Annotated in this window: 19 protein-coding genes and 1 riboswitch; of the genes, 5 read left to right on the forward strand and 14 right to left on the reverse strand. The window is 74.6% G+C overall.

From position 1 onward, the window contains the following. Nucleotides 1–36 precede the first annotated feature (36 nt). From LPA42_RS24280 to LPA42_RS24300, 5 genes are all read right to left on the reverse strand, one after another. Nucleotides 37–1017 (reverse strand): ferritin family protein, encoded by a 981-nt coding sequence (locus LPA42_RS24280; RefSeq protein WP_077938322.1) that lies wholly within the window; start codon nt 1015–1017, stop codon nt 37–39. Nucleotides 1018–1283: 266 nt separating this feature from the next. Next, the gene (locus LPA42_RS24285; protein ID WP_043965589.1) at nt 1284–1907 is read right to left on the reverse strand and encodes an ATP/GTP-binding protein; all 624 of its coding nucleotides are present in this window, start codon (nt 1905–1907) and stop codon (nt 1284–1286) included. Continuing rightward, complete coding sequence (locus tag LPA42_RS24290) at nt 1888–2253, reverse strand: DUF742 domain-containing protein (RefSeq protein ID WP_007072983.1); 366 nt, start codon at nt 2251–2253, stop codon at nt 1888–1890. The genes LPA42_RS24285 and LPA42_RS24290 overlap by 20 nt, the downstream gene beginning before the upstream one ends. Nucleotides 2254–2323: 70 nt before the next feature. Then, nucleotides 2324–2731 carry a roadblock/LC7 domain-containing protein gene (locus LPA42_RS24295; RefSeq protein WP_007072984.1) on the reverse strand — a complete coding sequence of 136 codons (408 nt, stop codon included), beginning with the start codon at nt 2729–2731 and terminating at the stop codon, nt 2324–2326. Continuing rightward, nucleotides 2728–5919 carry a nitrate- and nitrite sensing domain-containing protein gene (locus tag LPA42_RS24300; protein WP_228986888.1) on the reverse strand — a complete coding sequence of 1064 codons (3192 nt, stop codon included), beginning with the start codon at nt 5917–5919 and terminating at the stop codon, nt 2728–2730. The genes LPA42_RS24295 and LPA42_RS24300 overlap by 4 nt, the downstream gene beginning before the upstream one ends. A gap of 448 nt (nt 5920–6367) precedes the next feature. Here LPA42_RS24300 and LPA42_RS24305 point away from each other — a divergent pair, with 448 nt between their 5' ends. After that, nucleotides 6368–7549, forward strand: a complete 1182-nt coding sequence (locus LPA42_RS24305) for an ABC transporter substrate-binding protein (protein ID WP_077938318.1) — start codon at nt 6368–6370, stop codon at nt 7547–7549. Between the two features lie 54 nt (nt 7550–7603). Here LPA42_RS24305 and LPA42_RS24310 read toward each other — a convergent pair whose 3' ends face one another. Both LPA42_RS24310 and LPA42_RS24315 read right to left on the reverse strand, forming a co-directional pair. Next, nucleotides 7604–8464, reverse strand: a complete 861-nt coding sequence (locus LPA42_RS24310) for an ABC transporter permease (RefSeq protein ID WP_077938321.1) — start codon at nt 8462–8464, stop codon at nt 7604–7606. Nucleotides 8465–8564: 100 nt separating this feature from the next. Then, a complete protein-coding gene (locus tag LPA42_RS24315; protein ID WP_077938317.1) occupies nt 8565–9593 on the reverse strand; it encodes an ABC transporter substrate-binding protein in 1029 nt (342 codons plus the stop codon). 266 nt (nt 9594–9859) lie between these two features. Here LPA42_RS24315 and LPA42_RS24320 point away from each other — a divergent pair, with 266 nt between their 5' ends. From LPA42_RS24320 to LPA42_RS34235, 4 genes are all read left to right on the forward strand, one after another. Next, nucleotides 9860–10675 (forward strand): ABC transporter ATP-binding protein, encoded by an 816-nt coding sequence (locus LPA42_RS24320; protein ID WP_077938316.1) that lies wholly within the window; start codon nt 9860–9862, stop codon nt 10673–10675. Nucleotides 10676–10677: 2 nt separating this feature from the next. Then, nucleotides 10678–11646, forward strand: coding sequence for an LLM class F420-dependent oxidoreductase (locus LPA42_RS24325; protein ID WP_077938320.1), 969 nt, complete (start codon nt 10678–10680; stop codon nt 11644–11646). A gap of 4 nt (nt 11647–11650) precedes the next feature. Further along, the gene (locus tag LPA42_RS24330) at nt 11651–11959 is read left to right on the forward strand and encodes a cupin (RefSeq protein ID WP_043965575.1); all 309 of its coding nucleotides are present in this window, start codon (nt 11651–11653) and stop codon (nt 11957–11959) included. Nucleotides 11960–12036: 77 nt separating this feature from the next. Further along, a complete protein-coding gene (locus LPA42_RS34235; protein ID WP_077938315.1) occupies nt 12037–14391 on the forward strand; it encodes a hypothetical protein in 2355 nt (784 codons plus the stop codon). A gap of 152 nt (nt 14392–14543) precedes the next feature. On the opposite strand, the gene thiC is transcribed toward LPA42_RS34235, so the two are convergent. The 7 genes from thiC to LPA42_RS24370 form a co-directional block, all read right to left on the reverse strand. Then, nucleotides 14544–16136 (reverse strand): phosphomethylpyrimidine synthase ThiC, encoded by a 1593-nt coding sequence (gene thiC / locus LPA42_RS24340; protein WP_228986889.1) that lies wholly within the window; start codon nt 16134–16136, stop codon nt 14544–14546. Nucleotides 16137–16156: 20 nt separating this feature from the next. Beyond that, nucleotides 16157–16942: a bifunctional hydroxymethylpyrimidine kinase/phosphomethylpyrimidine kinase gene (gene thiD / locus LPA42_RS24345; protein WP_077938314.1), complete on the reverse strand. Its 786-nt coding sequence runs from the start codon at nt 16940–16942 to the stop codon at nt 16157–16159. Then, on the reverse strand, nt 16939–17727 hold the full coding sequence (locus tag LPA42_RS24350) for a thiamine phosphate synthase (RefSeq protein ID WP_228986890.1): 789 nt from the start codon (nt 17725–17727) through the stop codon (nt 16939–16941). The genes thiD and LPA42_RS24350 overlap by 4 nt, the downstream gene beginning before the upstream one ends. Nucleotides 17728–17891: 164 nt before the next feature. Then, complete coding sequence (locus LPA42_RS24355; protein ID WP_077938311.1) at nt 17892–18677, reverse strand: thiazole synthase; 786 nt, start codon at nt 18675–18677, stop codon at nt 17892–17894. Between the two features lie 4 nt (nt 18678–18681). After that, nucleotides 18682–18882, reverse strand: a complete 201-nt coding sequence (gene thiS, locus LPA42_RS24360) for a sulfur carrier protein ThiS (RefSeq protein WP_077938310.1) — start codon at nt 18880–18882, stop codon at nt 18682–18684. Nucleotides 18883–19037: 155 nt separating this feature from the next. Next, on the reverse strand, nt 19038–20123 hold the full coding sequence (gene thiO, locus LPA42_RS24365; protein WP_077938309.1) for a glycine oxidase ThiO: 1086 nt from the start codon (nt 20121–20123) through the stop codon (nt 19038–19040). A gap of 89 nt (nt 20124–20212) precedes the next feature. Next, the gene (locus tag LPA42_RS24370; RefSeq protein ID WP_077938308.1) at nt 20213–20839 is read right to left on the reverse strand and encodes a thiamine phosphate synthase; all 627 of its coding nucleotides are present in this window, start codon (nt 20837–20839) and stop codon (nt 20213–20215) included. Then, nucleotides 20834–20941: riboswitch (TPP riboswitch) on the reverse strand. It overlaps the preceding gene by 6 nt. Nucleotides 20942–21374: the final 433 nt, after the last annotated feature.

A 21374-nucleotide genomic window follows, 5' to 3' on the forward strand; every position in this document is an offset into this window, starting at 1 on the left:
CCCGCACCGCCTTCGGGGGCGCCGCGCCCGGCCCGGTCAAACCTTGGGGCTCGTCGGCTGCCGGCCGCCCTTCTTCGCCTCTTCGCCGCCCGACCCGCCGAGCGAGAGGTCGACCAGCGCCCGCAGGAACGCCGACGCGTGGTCGGCCTCGTCGTGGGCGATCTCGGCGAACAGCGCCGCCGCCCGGTCGTCGCCGGCCGCCGCCGCCTGCCGGGAGAAGGTCGGGTACATGGTGGTCGCCTCGTGCTCCTCCCCCGCGATCGAGGTGCGCAGGTTGTCGGCGTCGCCGCCGACCAGCCCGGCCAGGATGGCGGTCTGGGCGAAGTGCTCGCCGAGCTCCTGCCCGGCGGTGTTGTCCCAGAGTCGGGCCAGCCGCCGCTGCCCGGTGGCGCGCGCGTTCTCGGCGTAGAGGGTGTACTTCGCGTTGGCGAACGCCTCGCCGCGCAGCGTGGTCTTCAGGTTGTCCTCGGTCCGCCCCGAGCAGGCCGGCGTGCTGCGGACGATGGGCACCGGCGGCACCACCTCGCCGACGGGGACGACGACGCCCGCGCCGGGGTTCAGCAGGGCCTCCAGCGCGACCCGGAACCGCGCGGCGTGCGTGGCCTCGTCGCCGGCCAGCTCGGTGAACAGGTCGGCCGCCTCGGGGCAGTCGTCCAGGCGGGCCTGCTCGGCGTACGACGGGTAGACGACGGTCGCCTCGTGCTCCTCACCGGAGATCGAGTCGCGCAGGTTGGCCTGGTTGCCGTGCACGAAGTTGATCAGCTCGGCCTCGGCCGCGAAGTGGTCGTAGCGTTCGGTCTCCGCCGTGGCGCGGAACAGGCTGGCGATGCCCTCCTGGTCGGTCCGCTCCGCCTCCTGCGCGTACGCGAGGTAACTGGCGTGGGCGTACGCCTCGCCCTCCATCGCGGTCAGGGCGTTGCGGCGGGTCTGCGGGTCCAGGCCGGCGGCCTGGGCCGGGCCGGCGAGGCCGATCACCGCGCCCGCCACGACGGCGGACACCACTGTGGCTCTGCGCATGTGCTCCTCCTGTGTCGAGCGTGCCGTGGCGCACTGGTCACGCTGCGTCAATATCTTGGAGAAGCGTATGTTGCCGCAGGTCAAAGGCGGTGTGGGGCGCGGGCCCACGCGTGGGCCCGCGAACGTGAACGCGGAGGGTCGCGCCCGTAACGACAAACCGGACCCGCGCGGCAGCGCCACGCCCGGCCGGCCCTGCGAGGCAGGGGGCCGCCAGACGGCGCTGGCGGCGGTCCGGACGACCCGGACCGCCGCCAGCCTTTCCGACGTCAGCCGACCGGGGTCGGGAAGCCCCGGCCGTGCTCGGCCTGCAGGCGCATCATCGCGTGCTCGACGACCGTCACCAGCACCTGCTTGACGGGCTCGCGGTGCCGGGCGTCGGTCATGATCAGGGGCACCTGGGGCGAGATGGCGAGGGCCTCGCGGACCTCCTCCAGCTCGTACTGCGGGGCCCCGTCGAACCGGTTGAGCGCCACCACGTACGGCAGGCGGCGGTTCTCGAAGTAGTCCAGCGGAGCGAACGCGTCGGTGATCCGGCGGGTGTCGACCAGCACCGCCGCGCCCACCGCCCCCTTGATGATCTCGTCCCACATGAACCAGAACCGGGTCTGGCCGGGCGTGCCGAAGAGGTACAGGATCAGATCCTCGGCCATGGTGATCCGGCCGAAGTCCATGGCGACCGTCGTCGTCTGCTTCCCCGGCACCTTCGACGGGTCGTCGATGCCGACGCCGGCCGAGGTCATCACCGCCTCGGTGGTCAGCGGAGTGATCTCCGAGACCGCGCCGACCAGGGTCGTCTTGCCCACGCCGAAGCCGCCCGCAACCACGATCTTCGCGGAGGTGATCCCGCGGTTGCGGCGCGCCCCGGCGGGGTCATAGCCTGCGAAGTCCACTTAGCACCCTTCCAAGAATTTCCATCCGCTCCTCGTATCCCTCGGCGGGAGCGGCAGTATGCAGGGTCAGCAGGCCCTCGGCCACCATGTCGGCGACGATGACCCGGGCGACACCCAGGGGCATCCGGGTGTACGCGGCAACCTCGGCCAGCGACTGGGGCCGACCCTCGCAGATCGTGGCGATCCGGTGCTTGTCGTGACCGGCGAACCTGGACTCGGCGACGGCTGTCGGGCTGGCCGTCAGCACCGCCTCCAGCGCGATGTCCTGGCGTGGCTCGGTACGGCCCCGGGTGACCGCGTACGGACGCACCAGCGCGCCGCGCGGGTCCTCCCGTCGTTGGTCCATCCGCGATCACCTCCTCCCGGTCGACGTCGTCGCTCGACGTCTGGTCATCTGTCCGTGCAGCCCGGCCGCGCTACGCGCGCACCGCGTCGCGGGGCAGCGGCACCAGCGCAGCGCCCACCCGCTCGACCAGCAGCGCCATCTCGTAGCCGACCTGCCCCACGTCGCAGCTGCGGGCGGCGAGCACCGCCATCGACGAGCCGTCGCTGATCGACATGAGGAACAGGTATCCGCTGTCCATCTCGATGACCGTCTGGAGCACCCCGCCGGCGCTGAACATGCGGGCCGCGCCCTCGGTCAGGCTCACCACGCCGGAGGTGATGGCGGCGAGCTGGTCGGCCCGGTCCGCGGGGAGGTCCCGGGACGAGGCGAGCAGCAGCCCGTCCGCGGACACCGCCACCACGTGGGCGATGCCCGCCACGCTGTCGGCGAAGTTGGTGAGCAGCCAACCCATGTCCTGCATGGCCGCTGGCCTGTTCATCGGCTCGTCTCCTTGGTCGAATTGCTGGTCTGGTCCGCCCCGCCGGCCGTCCGCCCCCGCTGCACACCGCGGTGATAGGCCGACAGCAGGCCGCGTACCTCGTCGGGGGTGCGCCGGCTGCGGTCCCGGCCGCTCTTCTGTTCGATCCCCCCGGGGACGAGCTGGGCCTGGGGCACCCGCTTGGGCAGACCGGAGCGGGTGGTGCCGGCGGCCGGCGGTTCGGCTGCCCGGCTGGCCCGGGACCAGCCCTCGTCGGCGGCGGTCCGCCACGCCTCCGGGTCCACCGCCGGCGGCGGGGTGGGTGCCGCCGGCCCGCCGGTCGCGGAGGCGACCGGCTGCGGGGGCGGTGCCACCGGCATGGTGCTGGCCGGCGGCGCGGTCGTCGCGCTCGGGCCGTCCGTGGCGGTGGCCCCCGGGGTACGGGTGGGCAGCGGAGCCCGCGGCGGGGCGGTGGCCTGCGCCGGCGCGGTGGCCTGCGGCAGGGCGGTGGCCTGTGCCGGGGCGGGCGCGTCGTCGAAGTTGGGGCGCTGGAAGATCGCGGTCACGTCATCACCGTGCGAGCGGAACCATACCGCCTCCATCTCGCGGAAGATCGGCGCCTCCGCCTGCTGGGCCGGGCGAGCGACCACCGGGGTGGCCGGGGCTGCCGACACGGGCGGGGCGGAAGGGGCGGAGGGTGCCATCCCGGCGACCGGCCCACCCGGCAGCGCCGGGGCCGCCGGCGCGAACGACGCCGGGGTCGCCGGCGCGAGCGGAGCGGCCGGCGCGAACGACGCCGTCGGGGTGGCCGGGGCGAGCGGGGTGGCCGGCTGGGCGGACTCCCCGTTCGGCGACCGTCGGGGCAGCGGGTCGATCGCCGGGAACGCCACGGTCGGGCTACCGATCGCGCCACCGCCGGGCGCGTACGCCGGCTGGGCCGGCCCGGCCGGCTGCGAGGCGGGCGGCTGCGACACGGGTGTCACGGTCGGGATCGTCGGCTGGGACACGGTCGGGTTGCCGAACGGCGCGGCCGGCGCCGCGTCCCGGGCGTCGCCGGGCACCTGCCACCGGGCCGGCGTCGGCGCCGCGGTGCGCCACTGGTCGGTCAGGGTGGCGGTGCGGCCGGCGGTCGCCGGCTCACCGAAGCTGGCCGGGCTCGGCGGGGCCTGCTCCACCGCGGCCGGCTGGCGTGCCGGGGTGAGCGGGGCCGGAGCCGGCTCGCGTCCCCGCAGCGACGGCAGCACGACGGTCGAGGCGGGCAGGGTCACCTGGGCGACGGTGCCGCCCTCCACGTTGCGCCGCAGCTCCACCCGGATGCTGTACCGGGAGGCGAGGCGGCTCACCACGGCCAGACCCATCAGCCGGAACGCGGCCACGTCCACCGTCGACGGCGCGGAGAGCCGGCGGTTGAGCGAGTCGAGCTGCTCGTCGGTGAGGCCGAGGCCCCGGTCCTCGACCTGGATGAGCACGTAGTCGCGGATCCGCCGGCCGTCGGCGACCACCACCGTGTTCGGCGGCGAGAAGCGGGTGGCGTTGTCGAGCAGCTCGGCGACCAGGCGGACGACGTCGTTCACCGCGTGCGCGGCGACCGAGATGTCGGTGTCGACGGTGCCGAACTCGATGCGGTTGTACTGCTCGACCTCGGACTGGGACGCCCGCAGCACGTCGATCAGGAGGGCGTCGTCGCGGCGCGGCACGGCGGAGTCGGCACCGGCGAGGACCAGCAGGTTCTCGTCGTTGCGGCGCATCCGGGTGGCCAGGTGGTCCAGCTCGAAGAGCTGGGCGAGCCGCTTCGGGTCCTCCTCGCCGCGCTCGATCGCGTCCAGCTCGCCGATCATCCGGTCGACCAGCGTCTGACTGCGCCGGGCCAGGTTGAGGAACATCGCGGAGACGCTGGTGCGCAGCGCGGCCTGCTCGGCGGCGACCCGGACCGCCTCCCGGTGGACGACGTTGAACGCCAGGGCCACCTGGCCGACCTCGTCGCGGTTGGTGAGCTTGATCGGGTCCCGGACCTGCCGGACGATCTCCTCCACGCCGCCGTCACCGACGTTGCCGATGGACTGCAGCCGCTGCACCGCGTCGGGCAGGTCGTGGTTGGCCACCGACAGCGCGCCCTCGCGCAGCCGGCGCAGCGAGTGGTTGAGCGAGCGGGCCAGCACCACGGCCAGCGTGACGGCGATGATCAGGGTCAGCAGCACCAGCACCGACTCGATGACGGCCTGCTGGATGACGTCCGCGCGGGCCTGCTCGGTCTGGTCGAGCAGCCGCCGCTGGAGCTGGATCTCCGCCCACCGCATCAGGTCGTTGACCGAGCCGACGGAGGCGGACACGTCGGCGGCGGTGACCAGCGGGGTCTGCCCGACCGACCGGGTCAGGTCGGCGGCCACCCGGTCGGCGAGCACGACGGCGTCGCCGGAGACGGTGCCGTCGACCAGGGCCCGCTGGGCCGGGTCGGCCGACAGCGAGAAGGAGACCAGGGCCTCCTGCTGGCTGGTGAGGGTGGCCACGAAGGAGGAGAACTGCTCCTCGTCGAGCCGGCCGGAGGACAGCGCCGTGTAGGCGACGGCCTGCTCCTCGGCGACCGCGGCCTTGGCGTGGGCGAACGCGGCCACCGCCCGGCGGTTGTCGGCCAGGGCCTCCTGGCCGGGCAGCTGGGCGAGCGTGTCGTTGTAGGAGACCAGGTCGGTGACGATGACGCCGTAGCGCAGCGACGCCTCGGCCACCGGCATCTGCTTGCGGTCCAGCACCTCCTGGCGGGTGCTGTTCAGCGTCTTCAGGTGGTCGTCGATGACCTTGAGCCGGTCCCGCACGTCGGCCGGGACCTCGCCGATGCCGGCCCGCTCGGCGTTGTACGCCTCGATGCGCGCGTCGGTGCTGCGGACCCGCAGGTTGAACTCGTCGACCCGGCCCTTCTCCCCGGGACGGGCCAGCAGGGTGGCCGCGGCCATCCGCTCCTTGTGCAGGTCCTGGGTCAGCGCCGAGACGTCGATCGACAGGGCGGTCAGCGACCGCAGCTGGGTCGCCTCCAGCGCGCCCTCACCGGTGGAGATGAGTCGGATGGTGGCGAGCAGGATCACCGCCGCGACGGGCACCACCAGAATCAGCGCCAGCTTCGAGCGGATCCGGGCATCCCGGAGGCGGGGCAGCCGTCGCCGGCCCCGCTCGTTCGACTCGCCGCTCTCGGGCAGGGTCGTAGGTCCGGTGCTCACGACATCGCCTCCGTCGTTTCTTCCACGCCTGAACCGCCGACCCGTGCCCGGTGCAGCGGACAGCGCCGCGCGCGGCACGGCCGCGATTTCATCAGAGAAGATCGTGTTTGGGAAGCCGCGGTGAGGTAGGAAACGGTCGCACGGCACTCATCGCGTGATCCGGTCAACTAATACCTTCATTTCCCCAAGCCCCTGATCAGGGGATGTGACTCCAGAGTGGTCGCGCGCTTATGCAAAGTAAGCGTTTGCAAACATCGGGTTACCCCAACATGTGGGACGCCCGTCCCGAAAAGCTTCGGAGCATCCGCGCTTGACCACAGGGCCCGGCATTGGCAAGGTTTTGCAGGCTTCGCGCACACCGTACGGCAGACCAATCCCGTTTCTCCACTGAGGACGGAACAAGCGGCGGTGACCGGGCATCTGCCCGCGCCGCACCTGGAGGACAGAGTTGACTCCCATCCGCTCCGCGACCATCGCGGCGCTCGCCTCGGCCGTCCTGGCCACCACGCTCACCGGCTGCCAGTTCGGCGCGGCGGAGCAGGATACGAGCCCGATCGTGATCGCCGTGGACCTGGAGCTGTCCGGCTCCGCGGCCCCGGTGGGCAAGGCTTACCAGCGCGCGCTGGAACTGAAGGTCGACCAGATGAACGCCTCGGGCGCGCTCGGCGCCCGCAGGATCGAGCTCAAGGTGAAGGACAACCGGTCGGACGCGAGCGAATCGCTGCGCAACATCGGTGACTTCAGCAACGACTCCCAGGTGAGCGCGATCATCATGGGCGGCTGCAACGAGTGCGCCGTCGGCGCGGCACGTACGATCAACGAGAAGAAGATCCCGACGATCGCGCTCGCCTCGTCCAGCGCCGTGGCCACCCCGGTCGCCGACCGGCGATACCTGTTCAAGCTGGCCCCGAACGCGGCCGACAGCGCCGCCGCCCTCACCACCGAGCTGCGCCGCCGTGGGATCCGCAAGGTGACCGTGCTCAACAGCGACGACAGCTACGGCCGGGAAGGGCTGGACGTGCTGCGCCGCGAGTTCGACAAGACCAACATCAAGCTGCTCAGCGACCAGTCGGTGAAGACCACCGACACCGACGTCAGCCAGCAGGTCGCCACGCTGGCCGCGCGGGACCCGGAGGCGATGGTGGTCTGGACCCCGCCGGAGCAGGCGATGCTCGCCGCGGGCGCGGCCCAGACGGCCGGGTTCACCGGCTCGCTGTTCTTCGACGCCTCGGCCGCCGGGGAGCTGTTCCTGGGCGCGGCGTCCCGGTCGGCGGAGCGGGCCACCCTGATCTTCACCCAGACGATGGTCATCGACGACGTCATCGCCACCACCCCGGCCAAGGCGGCCCGCCGCCAGTGGTTCCAGGACTACACGGCGCGCTTCGGCGGCTACAACGGCTTCTCCTCGTTCGCCGCGGACGCCGTGCAGCTCATCGCCGACGCCGAACTGCGGGCCGGCGGCGCGCCCGGCAAGGCCGGCCGCGACGGGCTGCGCAACGTGTTGGAGACGTCCCAGATGGACGGCCTCTCCGGCCCGATCCGGATGACGCCGGACAACCACTCGGGGCTGATGCCGCAGGCCCTCACGACGCTGGTCGCCCGTGGCGGCCGCTGGCGGCTCGCCGGCTGACGGCACGCACGACGACGATGGGCCCGCCGGTCGACCGGCGGGCCCATCGTCGTCTCACCTCGACGAGGTGGTCGCCCGCACCCAGGGCAGGGCCAGGCGCTCCACGAACACCAGCGCCGAGTAGAGCAGGATGCTGACCAGCGCCACCAGCATGATCGCCGCCCAGGCGGTCGCGGTGTCGCCGATGCCGGCGTACTGGGTGATGACGTACCCGAGACCGCTCTCGCCGGCCTGGAACTCCCCGATCACCGCGCCGATGGCGGCCAGCGGCATCGCCACCTTCAGGCCGACGAAGATCTGCGGCAGCGCGGCCGGGAAGCGCACCTTGCGGAACGCCTGCCACCAGGAGGCGTTCAGGGAGCGGACCAGCTCGGCCAGGTCGGACGGCGTGGTGGTCAGCCCGGTCGCGGTGGAGAGCACGATCGGGAAGAAGCAGAGCAGGAAGACCATGGTCAGAATCGGCTTCTGACCCCAGCCGAGCGCCACCACCAGCAGCGGCCCCAGGGTGATCTTCGGGACCGCGTTGACCGCGACGAGCAGCGGGGTGAACATCCGCTCGACGGTGCGCGAGGCGGCCAGCGACAGCCCGAGCAGGACGCCGGCCACGGCGGAGAGCGCGAAGCCGATCAGGATCTCCAGCATGGTGTCGAGCGTGTGCTCCAGCATCCGGTCGGGCTTGTCGGTGAACGCCGACAGCACCGAGCCGGGGGTGGGCAGCGCGGCGGGGTGCACCAGTTCCAGCCGGGCGGTGAGCCACCACACCGCGAACGCGACCAGCAGGCCCGCGCCGGGCAGCAGCAGGCCGTTCGCGCCGGCCCGCGCGCCGGTGCCGAGGGCGCCGCGCCCCACGGCGGTGCGGCGCTGGACGGCGGGCGGGCCCGCGAGCGCCGGTTCCGGTGACCGGAGGTCGGTCATCTTCTTCTCCTCATCCATCCGGCGCGGCGGCCGGGAACGGAACGGGGGTACGTCCCGCCGGAGGCCGGCGGGACGTACCCCTGCTGACTTGTCGGGCCGGTCAGGACTGCGGCACGAGGTTGAAGTCGATGATCTGGTCGGGGGTGATGTTCTGCTTGAGCGAGCCCGCGCCCTGGAGGATCGCGATGCTCTTGGCGACCCGGCCGCTGTCCAGCGTGCCGATCTTGGTGCCGGAGTTGTTGGAGCGGACGTACCCGGCCATCAGCTGGAGCTCGGCGGCGGCCGCCGCCGGGTTGGTGGCGTCGACGTTCTTCTTCAGCAGCTCGGCGGCCTCCTGGGGGTTTGCCAGGGAGTACTCCAGGCCCTTGATCAGCGCGGCGCTGAACCGCTTGACCATCTCCGGCTTCTCCTTGGCGATCTTGCTGGAGGTGATCAGCACGTTGCCGTAGAGGTCCTGCATCACGTTGCTGTAGGGCAGCAGGACGGCCTTCTTCTTGGTGACCGCCTCGACCGTCGGCTGGCCCACGACGAACTGGCCGATGCCGTCGACGGAGCCGGAGGCGAGGGTGCCCATCAGGGTCTGCGGCTCGCCGTTGACCCAGGTCACCTTGTTGACGTCCACGCCGGCGAGCCGGGCGTACGTCGGGAAGAGGTTGCGGACCACGGACGCCGGGGCGTCGGCGAGCTTCTTGCCCTCCAGGTCCTTCGGCGAGGCGATGTTCTTGCCCTCGACCGTCACGATGGCCGCCATGGTGCGCTGCTGGATCGCCGCGACGGCGACGAAGTCCTTGGCCTGGCCGTTGCCGAGCTGGAGCAGACCACCGGTGAGGTCGATGGGGCCGAAGTCGGCCTGACCACCGACGATGGTCTGGATCACCGCGCCCGTACCCTGACCGGGCTTGATCTCGACGTCGAAGCCGGCTTCCTTGAAGAAGCCCTTCTCCTTCGCCACCCAGGCGTAGGAGTCCCGGCCGAAGTTGCCAAAGGAAGTGAGGTACGTCACTTTCTCCAGTGACTTGCCGTCGCCGCCCTTGGCGTCGGACGCGTCCGAGTCGCTGCTGCACGCGGACACCAGGGTGAGGGCGGAGGCCAGGAGGGCCGCGGCGACCGTGCGGGTCAGCCTGTTCATCTGTGCACCATGTCCTTTCCGACCAGGGGCGATGCGCCTCCGGGCGGGTCGTCGAGAGCAACGGCGTCGACAGAGGGGGGAGCCGACGCCATCGTCGTGAGGGGACTCTTCGCCGGCACAGACTACGCAAGAGACCTGCCGGTGTAGCGAGGAGTGTGTGTTTCGGAACGGAAACGAACTGATCTCCACCCCGGACCGTCGCCTCCGGACGGCGGCGGGCTACTCTAGCTGCGATCCTGATGGTCCACTCAGGGAGGACACCGGCGATGATCCGACTGTCCGGCGTGTCCCGCACCTTCGACGGCCGGGCCGGCCGGGTCGAGGCGCTGCGGGGCATCGACCTCGACGTCGCCGAGGGCGAGTTCGTCGCCGTGCTCGGGCGCTCGGGCTGCGGCAAGTCCACCCTGCTGCGGATGATCGCCGGCCTGCTGCCGGCCACCGCCGGGGAGATCACCGTCGCCGGCACGCCCATCACCCGCCCCCGCCGCGACATCGCCATGCTGTTCCAGCGCCCCGCCCTGTTGCCCTGGCGGTCGGTGCTGGACAACGTGCTGCTGCCCGTGGAGATCTTCGGGTGGAAGCGGGCCGGGCACCGCGAGCGCGCCCGGGAGCTGCTCGACCTGGCCGGGCTCGCCGGGTTCGAGAAGCGGCTGCCGCACGAGCTGTCCGGCGGCATGCAGCAGCGCGTCTCGCTGTGCCGGTCGCTGATCGGCGACCCCCGGGTGATGCTCATGGACGAGCCGTTCTCCGCCCTGGACGCGCTCACCCGCGAGGAGCTCTCCGGTGAGCTCCAGCGGGTGCACATGACCAGCGGGGCCACCGTCGTCTTCGTCACCCACTCCATCGACGAGGCGGTGCTGCTCGCCGACCGGGTGGTCGTGCTCAGCCCCCGGCCGGGCCGGATCCGCGCGATCGTCGAGGTCGACATCCCCCGGCCCCGGACCCTCGGCCGCAACGCCCACCTCGCCGACGTCGCCCGGGTCAGCGCCGAGCTGCACGAGCTGCTGATGGAGCGCGACGCCCCCGCCGCGCCCGCCGCCTCCGCGCCCGCCGCCACCGGGGCCGGCGCGGAGGGGCGGTGACCATGCGGGTCAGCGTCTTCACCGAGCCGCACCGGGGCGCCACCTACGACGACCAGTTGCGCTTCGCCCGGGCCGTCGAGGCGGGCGGCTTCGAGGGGTTCCTGCGGGCCGACCACTACCAGTTCCTGGGCGACGATCCCGGCCTGCCCGGCCCCACCGACGCCTGGCTCACCCTCGCCGCGCTGGCCCGGGAGACCACCCGGATCCGCCTCGGCACCCTCGTCACCTCGGCCACCTTCCGGCTCCCCGGGCCGCTCGCCGTCATGGTCGCCCAGGTCGACCAGATGAGCGGTGGCCGGGTCGAGCTGGGCATCGGCGCCGGCTGGTACGAGCGGGAGCACACCTCGTACGGCATCCCGTTCCCCGCCGTCGGCGAGCGCTTCGACCGGCTCGCCGAGCAGCTCGAAGTGGTCACCGGCCTGTGGCGCACCCCCGTCGGCGAGACGTACAGCTTCACCGGCGAGCACTACCGCCTGGTCGACGCGCCCGCCCTGCCCAAGCCGGTCCAGCGGCCCGGCCCACCGGTGATCGTCGGCGGGAGCGGCCCCAGGCGCACCCCCGAGCTGGCCGCCCGGTACGCCGACGAGTTCAACGTGCCGTTCAAGAGCGTCGCCGAGACCGCCGCCGCGTACGAGCGGGTGGTCGAGGCGTGCGACCGGCACGGCCGCCCGACGTCGGGGCGGGGGCCGCTCGTCCTCTCCGCCGCCATCGCGGTGGCGATCGGGCGCACCGACGCCGAGGCGCGGCTGCGGGCCGCGCCGCTGCACGCCAGGAGCGCCCTGCCGCCGGAGGATGCGGTGGTCGGCTCGCCCGCCCGGCTCGTCGACCGGATCGGCGAGTTCGCCGCCGTCGGGGCGACCCGGGTGCACCTGCGGCTGACCGACCTCGCCGACCTCGACCACCTGGAGCTCGTCGCCGCCGAGGTGCTCCCGTACCTGGGGCACGCCGACGCTCCCGCCACTGGAGGCTGACCGCATGACCGACGTGATCGACGGGACCGAGCTGGGCCCGGTGGGCCAGGAGATCGTCTACGAGAACGACCGGGTGCGGGTGTGGCACATCCGGCTGGAGCCGGGCGAGCGGCAGCCGCTGCACCGGCACGACCACCCGTACCTGGTGATCGCCGTCCAGGGCGCGAAGAACGTGGTGCAGACGATCGACGGCACCACCATCGACGCGGACGAGCCGACCGGCGGGGTCGTCTACCGCGACCCGGGTGCCGTCCACATGCTCACCAATGTCGGGGATACGACGTACCTGGCGCGGCTGGTCGAGCTCAAGTAGTCCCAGGCCGGGCGCGTCGGGCGCGCCGCGCGGTGCCAAGGTGGCGATCGGACGCACCGGGCCGTAACGTGCCCGACATGGCCTTTCGGACGTGGGGCAAGCCGCTGTCCACCGCGCTCGGGGTGAGCATGCTGGCCGGGGCCGGCCAGCTCGGCGTCGCGTACGGCTTCGGCATCGTGCGGATCGCCGGCGACTTCACCGACGCCACCGTCAACCGGTGGCCCGCCCAGCTCGTCTGGGTGGGCTGGTGCGCGGCGCTCGCCGCCGTGGTCGGCGCGGTGGTCACCGAGCGGCTCGTCAGCGCCGACCCGGTCACCGGCACCACGACCGGGCGGCTCGCCCTGGCCGGCGCGGCGGCCCTGGGCGCGACCGTCGTCGCGCCGCTGTGCATGCAGCCGGCCCGGGCCACCCAGCTCAACAGCGTGGACCCGGTCTGGGCGATGGGCATCTGCGCGACCCTCGGCGCGGTGGTCGGTGCCGGCGCGGCGCTCGCCGTGCTGCTGCGCCCACCGCTGGGCTGGAACGTCGCGGCGGTCGCCGGCACGGTCTGGTTCGTCGCCCTGGTCTCGGCCCTGCCGGCCCTCGCCGGCACCGGCCCGCTGCCGACCGTACGCCTGGGGGTGTTCGAGCCGGGCTGGCTCGCCGCCGACGCGGCGCAGGGGCTGGCCACCATCGTCCTGCCGTTGGTGGCCCTGCTCGCGGGCGCGGCCTCCGGCGCGTTGGCCCGCCGACGTGGGCACCCGCCGCTGATCGCCGGCGCGACCGGGGCGGCGGGCCCCGTGCTGGTCGCCTTCGCCTACCTGACCGCCGGCCCCGGCGACTCGGCCGACCGGTACCAGCTCGCGCCCTACTACGGTGCCCTGCTCGCGGTCGCCACCGGCCTGCTCGGCGCCACGGCCGCCGCCCTGGCCCGCTGGCCCCTCTTCGCCCGCCCCGCCAGCGCCGACCCGCTGGCCGACGGGCCGGCCGGCGTCGATCCCGCGGCCGGTGTGCCGGCGGCCGACCTGGCCCGGGCCGGGGGTGCGCCCCTGCCCGGAGCGCTCGGCGCCCGCCCGCCCGGGACGCTCCGCGCGGCCCTGTCCGGGATGCGCGCCGCCGGCCTGACCAGGGGACGCGGCGTCGGCCTGCCCGGCTCGCCCCGCGCGGGCGGGCAGCAGGGCGCAATCGAGCCGACGGACATCCTCCGGCCGCTGCCGACCGGGCCCACCCCGCCGGTGGCCGGCGACGCTGACGGGCCCGACGGCCCGGCCGACCTGGCCGCCCCGCCGGGCGTGACCACGGCCCGCCGGGTCCCGGCGACCATCGGCGACCCGCTGCCGGACGACCGCACCGGCGACGCCGCCCGCAGCGGAGGCCCCCGCAGTCGGGGCGACGAGGGCCGGGTCGGGGTCGACGGTCCGGCGGGCGCTCCCCCCGCCCACTGGGAGTGGCCGATGGCCTCCGGCACGACCGCCGCCCGACCCACCGACGCGGCCAGGCCCACCGACGCCGCCAGGACCGGCGAGGCGACCGGGACCGGCGGGGCGACCGATCCGGCCCCGAGCGGCGGGGTCGTCGACACCACCCCGGCTGGCGAGCCCGCCGCCGCCCAAGCCGGCGAGCCCGTCACCTTCGCCGAAGCCGGCGAGGCCGCCGGCCCCGCCCAGGCCGGTGAGGTCGCCGCCGCAGGTCAGGTCCCCGCCGCGTCGGCGGGCGAGGCCACCAGCGTGAACAGGACCGGCGAGGCCGCCGACCCGGCCCTGACCGGCGGACTGAGCGACCCGGTCCCGACCGGCGGACTGAGCGACCCCGTCCCGACCGGCGGACTGATCGACCCGGCCCTGACCGGCGGACTGAGCGACCCCGTCCCGACCGGCGAGCTGATCGACCCGGCCCTGACCGGCCAGGCCACCGAGCCGGCCCTGCGGCCCCGCCCCCGGCTGCCCCTGCCCGACCTCGACCAGGCGGCGAGCTGGGACGCGTTCGGCAACGCCGCCCGGCGGTTCGCCAGGCCGGCGTCCGAGCGCCACGTGGTCGGCGAGACGCAGCTTCCACGCGGTGAACCGGTCGAACCGGGCGAACCGGGCGGCCTCTGGCAGGCCGCAGCGAGGACGACCGGCGCGGCCCCCGCCGACGGGGCGGGACCGGCCCCGGCCGGCGAGCCCGATGCCGCCCTCCCCGCAGATGCCGGTACGTCTCCGGAGGACGCGCCCGCCGGCCGGTCCCGGCTCCTGCGGCCCCTCTTCCGGCGCGGCCGGACGCGGGCGGGAGACGACGTGGGCCCGGCGGCCGAGCGGGACGACCGCCACGACCCGGAACCGCTGCCGGCGCAGGACGAGGAGTACGTCGACTGGGTCACCGGCCTCGCCCGCCCCGTGTCGGGCGAGGACGGTGGGTCGACGGACGCCGACCGGCGCTCGCTGCGCCCCTCCGGCCGGCACCACCGGGACTGACCCCGCCGCCATGTCGGCGACGTGGCGGGGTCAGCCCCGACGGGACACCCCCACGTCGCCGACATGGCGCCGGGCTCCGGGCGCCACGGGCGCCGGGCGCCGGGCGCCGGGCGCCGGCAAAGCCAGCCCGGCGGGGCGCGGGCGGGCCGGGGTCAGGCCAGCGGCAGGTACACCCGGCCGCCGGAGGAGACGAACTCCGCCGACTTGTCCTGCATGCCGCGCGCCGCGTACTCCTTCAGCTCCTGGGTGATCTTCATGGAGCAGAACTTCGGGCCGCACATCGAGCAGAAGTGCGCGGTCTTTGCCGGCTCGGCCGGCAGGGTCGCGTCGTGGTACGACCGCGCCGTCTCCGGGTCCAGCGAGAGGTTGAACTGGTCGGACCAGCGGAACTCGAACCGCGCCTTCGACAGCGCGTCGTCCCACGCTTGCGCGCCGGGGTGGCCCTTGGCCAGGTCCGCCGCGTGCGCCGCGATCTTGTACGCGATCACGCCGGCCTTCACGTCGTCCCGGTCGGGCAGGCCGAGGTGCTCCTTGGGCGTGACGTAGCAGAGCATCGCGGTGCCGAACATGCCGATCATCGCCGCGCCGATCGCCGACGTGATGTGGTCGTACGCGGGGGCGATGTCGGTGGTCAGCGGGCCGAGGGTGTAGAACGGGGCCTCGTGGCACCACTCCTGCTGGAGGTCCACGTTCTCCTTGATCTTGTGCATCGGCACGTGGCCGGGGCCCTCGATCATCACCTGCACGTCGTACTCCCAGGCGATCCTCGTCAGCTCGCCGAGGGTGCGCAGCTCGGCGAACTGGGCCTCGTCGTTGGCGTCGGCGATGGAGCCGGGGCGCAGCCCGTCGCCGAGGGAGAACGTCACGTCGTAGCGGGCGAGGATCGCGCACAGCTCGCGGAAGTTGGTGTAGAGGAAGTTCTCCTCGTGGTGCGCCAGGCACCAGGCCGCCATGATCGACCCGCCCCGGGAGACGATCCCGGTCACCCGGTCCACGGCCAGCGGCACGTACGGCAGCAGCACCCCGGCGTGCACCGTCATGTAGTCGACGCCCTGCTCGGCCTGCTCGATCACCGTCTCGCGGAACACCTCCCAGCTCAGCTTCACCGGGTCGCCGCCGACCTTCTCCAGGGCCTGGTAGATCGGCACCGTCCCGATCGGCACCGGCGAGTTGCGCACGATCGCCTCGCGGGTCTCGTGGATCCGCTTGCCCGTGGACAGGTCCATCACGGTGTCCGCGCCCCACCGGGTGGCCCAGGTCAGCTTCTCCACCTCCTCGGCCACCGAGGAGGTGACCGCCGAGGTGCCGATGTTGGCGTTGACCTTCACCAGGAACGCCTTGCCGATGATCGCCGGCTCGCACTCCGGGTGGTTGACGTTGAGCGGCAGGACCGCCCGGCCGGCGGCGATCTCGTCGCGGACGAACTCCGGGGCCATCCCCTCCCGGATCGCCACGAACTCCATCTCCGGGGTGACGACCCCGGCCCGCGCGTACGCGAGCTGCGTCGGGCGCTTCCCGTCCGCCCCCGCGAGCGGGGTGCCCGCCCCCCGCACCGGCGCGACGTCGCCGCGCCCGGCGATCCACGGCCCGCGCAGCGGCGGCAGCCCCACCTCGGGGTCGGAGCCGGGGCCGGAGGTGTCGTAGAGCCGGACCGGCGGGTTGTCGCCGGTCAGGTCGACCTCGGCGAACGGCACCCGGACGTCCGGCCGGGCCCCCTCGACGTAGACCTTGCGTCGTGCCTGCATGACTGCCTCCCAGGTGGTGGTCAGGACCAGCCGAAGTGGTCCAGCGGGCCGCGTCCCGCGCCCAGTTCCCAGTCCCGTGCGCCGGTCAGCGCGCGGGTGACGTACTCCTTGGCGGCCGCGACCGCCGCCGGCACCGGGTCCCCGGCCGCCAGCCGCACGGCGATCGCCGCCGAGAACGAGCAGCCGGTGCCGTGGCTGTGCCGGGTGCGCACCCGCCGGGCGCGCAGCAGCGTGGTCGCCCCGCCGCCGACCAGCACGTCCACCGACTCGCCGGCCGCGTCCACATCGCCGCCGGTGACCACCACGTGCGCCGGGCCGCCGGCGGCGAGGGCCTCGGCGGCGGCCACCATCTCCTCGACCGTGGTCACCGGGCGTCCGGTGAGGGCGGCGGCCTCCGCGCAGTTCGGCGTCGCCACCTCGGCGTACGGCAGCAGCCGCTCGACCGCCTCGGCCACGCCGAGCCGGTGCCCGCTGGTGGCGACGAGCACCGGGTCGACGACGAGGTGCGGCAGGCGTCCCGCCCGCGCGGCGTCGGCGACCGCGTCGGCGACGGCCGGGTTGCCGAGCATCCCGGTCTTCACCGCCCGCACCCGGAAGTCGCCGAGCACGCTGTCGAGCTGCTCGGTGACCGTGCGCGGCGGCAGCGGCAGGACGGCGTCCACGCCCCGGGTGTTCTGTGCGGTGACGGCCGTGAGGACGCTGGTGCCGTACGCGCCGAGCGCCGCGAAGACCTTGAGGTCGGCCTGGATGCCGGCGCCCCCGCCGGAGTCTGAGCCGGCGATGGTGAGCACGGTCGTCGGGGTCACCTGGTCGCCTCGCTCGCTCGGCGGTCGGTGGTCGCGTCGGTGGTCGGGGTCGCGGTCGGGACTGTGGCGGTGGTTGCGATGGAGGGCTCCGCGCACGATTGGCCGGCTCGCGCCTCGGCCCAGGCGGTCGTCAGCGTGGCGGCTGCCTCGGCCGGCTCCGGGGCGCGCATGATCGCGCCCTGCACCGCCACCCCCGCCGCGCCTGCCGCCAGGCAGGCGCGCACCTGCTCCGGGGTCTCGATGCCACCGAGGGCGAGGACCGGCACGGGGCTGAACCGGATCAGCTCGCCGAGCCGCCGCGGCCCGAGGGGTGGGCCGTAGCCGGGCTTCGACCTGCTCGGATACACCGGGGAGAGGGTCGCGTAGTCCTCGGTGGTCAGTCGCGCCAGCTCGGCCGCGTCGTGGCAGGAGCGGCCGACGAGCCACGGGCGGGGACGACCGGCGGGGCCGGGGCGATCAGCGGGGCCGGGGTAGCCGGGGCGACCGGCGGGGCCGGGGCGGTCGGCACGGTCGGCGCGATGGACCGGTTCGGCGAGGGCGTGGTCGGGGCGCGGCGGCGGGTACGGGCCGGCGGCCGGGAGGTGCACGGCGTCGCCGCCGAGCGGGTCGGGGCCCGCCACGAGCAGGGTGCCGCCGGCCTCGGTGAGGATCGGCCGCAGGTCGGCGGCGAGCGCGGCCCGCTCGGCGCGGGGCAGGTCCTTCTCCCGCAGCACCACCCAGCGCACTCCCCCGGCCACGGCACCCGCCACCACCCGCACGAGCGCCCCCGGCGCGCTCCCTCCCATGACGTCCCCTCCCCGATCGGCGAGCAGGACGACGCCGCAGGGCGTCGGTGGCAAGATCTTGGAAGATTCCGGCCCCTGGAGGGGCCATTTCCTTCCAAGATCCGCAAGGGGCGGGGTGGGGGGTGAGGCGGGAGGCGGGGCAGAGGGCGGGGTGGGGGGTGGGGTCACAGGGCGGGCCTTCCCTCGTCGGGGGTGGAGGCCAGCGCGTGGAAGCGGCGCGGGATGCGGCCCGCCCCGGCCGCCAGGCGGCCCGCCTCGACCGCGTACCGCATGGCGCTCGCCATGGCGACCGGGTCGGCGGCGCGGGTGACGGCGCTGGCCAGCAGCACGGCGTCGCAGCCCAGCTCCATGGCCAGCGCCGCGTCGGACGCCGTGCCGATCCCCGCGTCGAGGATCACCGGCACGTCGACGCTCTGCCGGATCAGGCGGATGTGGTGCGGGTTGTTCACGCCCAGGCCGGAGCCGATCGGCGCGCCCGCCGGCATCACCGCCGCGCAGCCGACGTCGGCGAGCCGCCGCGCCAGGATCGGGTCGTCCGACGTGTACGGCAGCACGGTGAACCCGTCCGCGACCAGGGTCTCGGCGGCGCGCAGCAGCTCCACCCCGTCGGGCAGCAGCGTGCGCTCGTCGCCGATCACCTCCAGCTTCACCCAGTCCGTGCCGAACGCCTCGCGGGCCAGGTGGGCCACCTTCACCGCCTCGCCGGCCGTGTAGCAGCCGGCCGTGTTCGGCAGCAGCCGCACCCCGCACCGGTCCAGCAGGTCGAGCAGCCCGCCGCCCATGCCGGGGGCGGTGTCGACGCGGCGCAGCGCGAGCGTCACCAGCTCGGTGCCGGACGCCCGGATCGCCTGCTCCAGCGCGTGCAGGCTGGCCGCGCCGCCGGTGCCGAGGATGAGCCGGGACCCGAACGTCACGCCGCCCAGCTCGAACGAGGAGCCCTCGTGGGACATGTCGTCACCCGCCCTGGGCGGCGCTGAGCACCTCGACGTGGTCGCCGTCGCGCAGCGGGGTCGCCGGCCAGCCGCCGCGCGGCACGACCTCGCCGTTGACCGCGACGGCGAGGCCGCGCCGCTGGTCGGTGACCAGGCCGACCGCGTCGGCCACGGTCGCGCCGGCGGGCAGCGTACGCCCGGTGCCGTTCACCGTCAGTTCCATGTGGGTGTTCCTCCTCGGATGCGTCCTCGGCCCGCCACCGGGACGGGATGCGCCGGCCCGGGCCGGACGCGATCGGCCGGGTCGGCGGCGGCGCGGTCGGACCGGTGACGCGGATCGGTGACGCGGATCGATCGGGTCGGTCGGGGCGGCGACGGTCAGCCGGGCAGTCGCTGGCCGGCGAACCGTTCGGGGGTGCAGGGGGCGAGCAGCGGGTCCGCCGTCGTGGGGGCCGTCGGCCCGGTGACGATCAGGTCGGTGACGAGGTCCGCGGTGACCGGGGTGAGCACGATGCCGTGCCGGTGGTGGCCGGTGGCGACGAGCACGCCGGGCCGGCCGGGCAGCGGCCCGATGATCGGGGCGTTGTCGGGGGTGCCGGGGCGCAGCCCGGCGGTCGCCTCGACCAGCTCGTACTCGGCCAGCTCGGGGACGAGATCCACGGCGGCGCGGAGCAGCCGCAGCACCGCCCCGGCGGTGACGTCGGTGTCGGCGCGTTCCTCGACGGTCGCGCCGACCACCACCTCCCCGTCCTCGCGGGGCACCAGGTAGACGGGTTCGCCGTCGGCGTACCCCCGGACGACGTGCCGGAAGCCCGGCGGGCCGCCATCGGGCGCGCGCAGCCGCAGGATCTGGCCCTTGACGGGCCGGACCGGCAGCCCGGTGAGGGCGGCGGCCCCGCAGCCGGCGGCAACGACGGTGACCCTGGCGTCCAGGTCGGACAGCGCCCGCACCGCGCCCGTGACGAGGGTCGCGCCGGCCCGCTCAGCGGCGGTGCGCAGCGCCGTGACCAGCCGCCGGGGGTCGACCTGGTGGTCGCCGGGGGCGACCGCGCCGCCGCGCACCCGGGTGGCGAGCGCCGGTTCGCGGTCGCGCAGCTCCGACGGGCGCAGTGGGCTGATGGGCAGCCCGAGGTCCCGCTGGTACGACCAGAGCCGCTGTGCCTCGGCCAGGTCGTCGCCGGTGAGCCCGACGACGAGGGTGCCCTCGGTGCGGTATCCGAGGTCGACGCCGCTGGCGGCGGTCAGCTCGGCGGCGAACGCGGGCCAGCGGGCGGCCGAGGCGACCAGCAGCCCGGTCAGCTCCCGCTCGCCGAAGTAGGCCTCGGCGACCGGCGACAGCATCCCGGCGGCGACGTGGGACGCGCCCGACCCGGGGGCCGGGTCGTGCACGGTGACGCGCAGCCCGCGCGCCGCGCACCGCCACGCGACCGCCAGCCCGACGGCCCCGCCCCCCACCACCGCCACGTCGGCAAGGAAGGGCCCCCTGTTAACGCTTTCTGCATAGGAAGGGTCCCTTCCTAACCCGTCGGCGCGGGCTGGCACCTCGGCGCGGGCTAGCACGTCAACGCCCCGAGCAGCTCGGCGGTGGCCCGCGCGGGATCGGCGGCGGCGGAGAGCGCCCCGACCACCGCCACCCCGTACGCCCCGGCGGCGCGCAGCGCCGGCACCGCCGCGGCGGTCACCCCGCCGATGGCGATCACCGGCACCGCCACGGCCCCGGTCACGGCGCGTACCCCCTCGGGGCCGATCGGGTCCGGCAGGCCCGCCTTGGTGTCGGTGGCGTGGCAGGGGCCGACGCCGAGGTAGCTGGCACCGCCGGCCACCGCCTCGGCGGCCGGCCCCGGTGCGCGGGCGGTCGCGCCGAGCACGGCGGTGGGGCCGAGGACCCGGCGGGCCGCCGCGACCGGCAGGTCGTCCGCGCCGACGTGGCCGCCGGCCGCGCCGACCGCGAGCGCCACGTGCAGCCGGTCGTTGACCAGGCACATCGCCTCGTACGGGGCGCACAGGGCGACCGCCCGCCGGGCCAGGTCGTACGCCTCGCGGTCGGTGGCGTCGTCGGTGACGCGGACCTGGACGACCAGCTCGGCGCGGGCCACCGGCAGGGCGGCGCGCAGCACGGCGAGCGGGTCCCGCCCCGGCCGGGTGTCGGTGATCAGATGCAGTCGCCCAAGGGACGGCACGGCAACTCTCCTCCCTGCGCCGGCATTACCCGGATCAGGTTCGACGGTCGGGGGCTCCAGCCCCCCTCTCAGCCCGGTACACCGGGCTCCCGTGGGTTACGTCCGTGTCACCGTACGACGAATCGGCTGATCCGCCAAGGGATCCGACCGGTGGTCCAGACCACGGTCAGCCGGCCGGCGAGCCGCTTCTCCCCATTCCTCCGCATGCGCCGGATAGGTCGATCGCCGATACCGAATCGTTACACGCCGACGCCTTGCCGGAAACGAGTCCAGCGGCGCTAATTTGTTCAACCGATCGACATATTTCGGCGCGTGGCCTCGGCGTGGCCCGCACCGACCTACCGGTACGCGGCTCCTGGCGTGGTCGCGCACCCGATCCGACCGGTGAGCGGCCCTGGCGTGGCCGCGCACCGACCAGCGGTACGCGACCCCCTCGCGTACCGGTCCGACAGGTGCGGGCCCGGCCCGCACCGACGTTACAGGTGCCTGGGCCCTGGTCTGACCCAGGCACCGCACCGACCGGGGACGGTCTGCG

It is taken from the genome of Micromonospora sp. DH13 (genome assembly GCF_020873825.1).
GTDB classification, from domain to species: domain Bacteria; phylum Actinomycetota; class Actinomycetes; order Mycobacteriales; family Micromonosporaceae; genus Micromonospora; species Micromonospora haikouensis.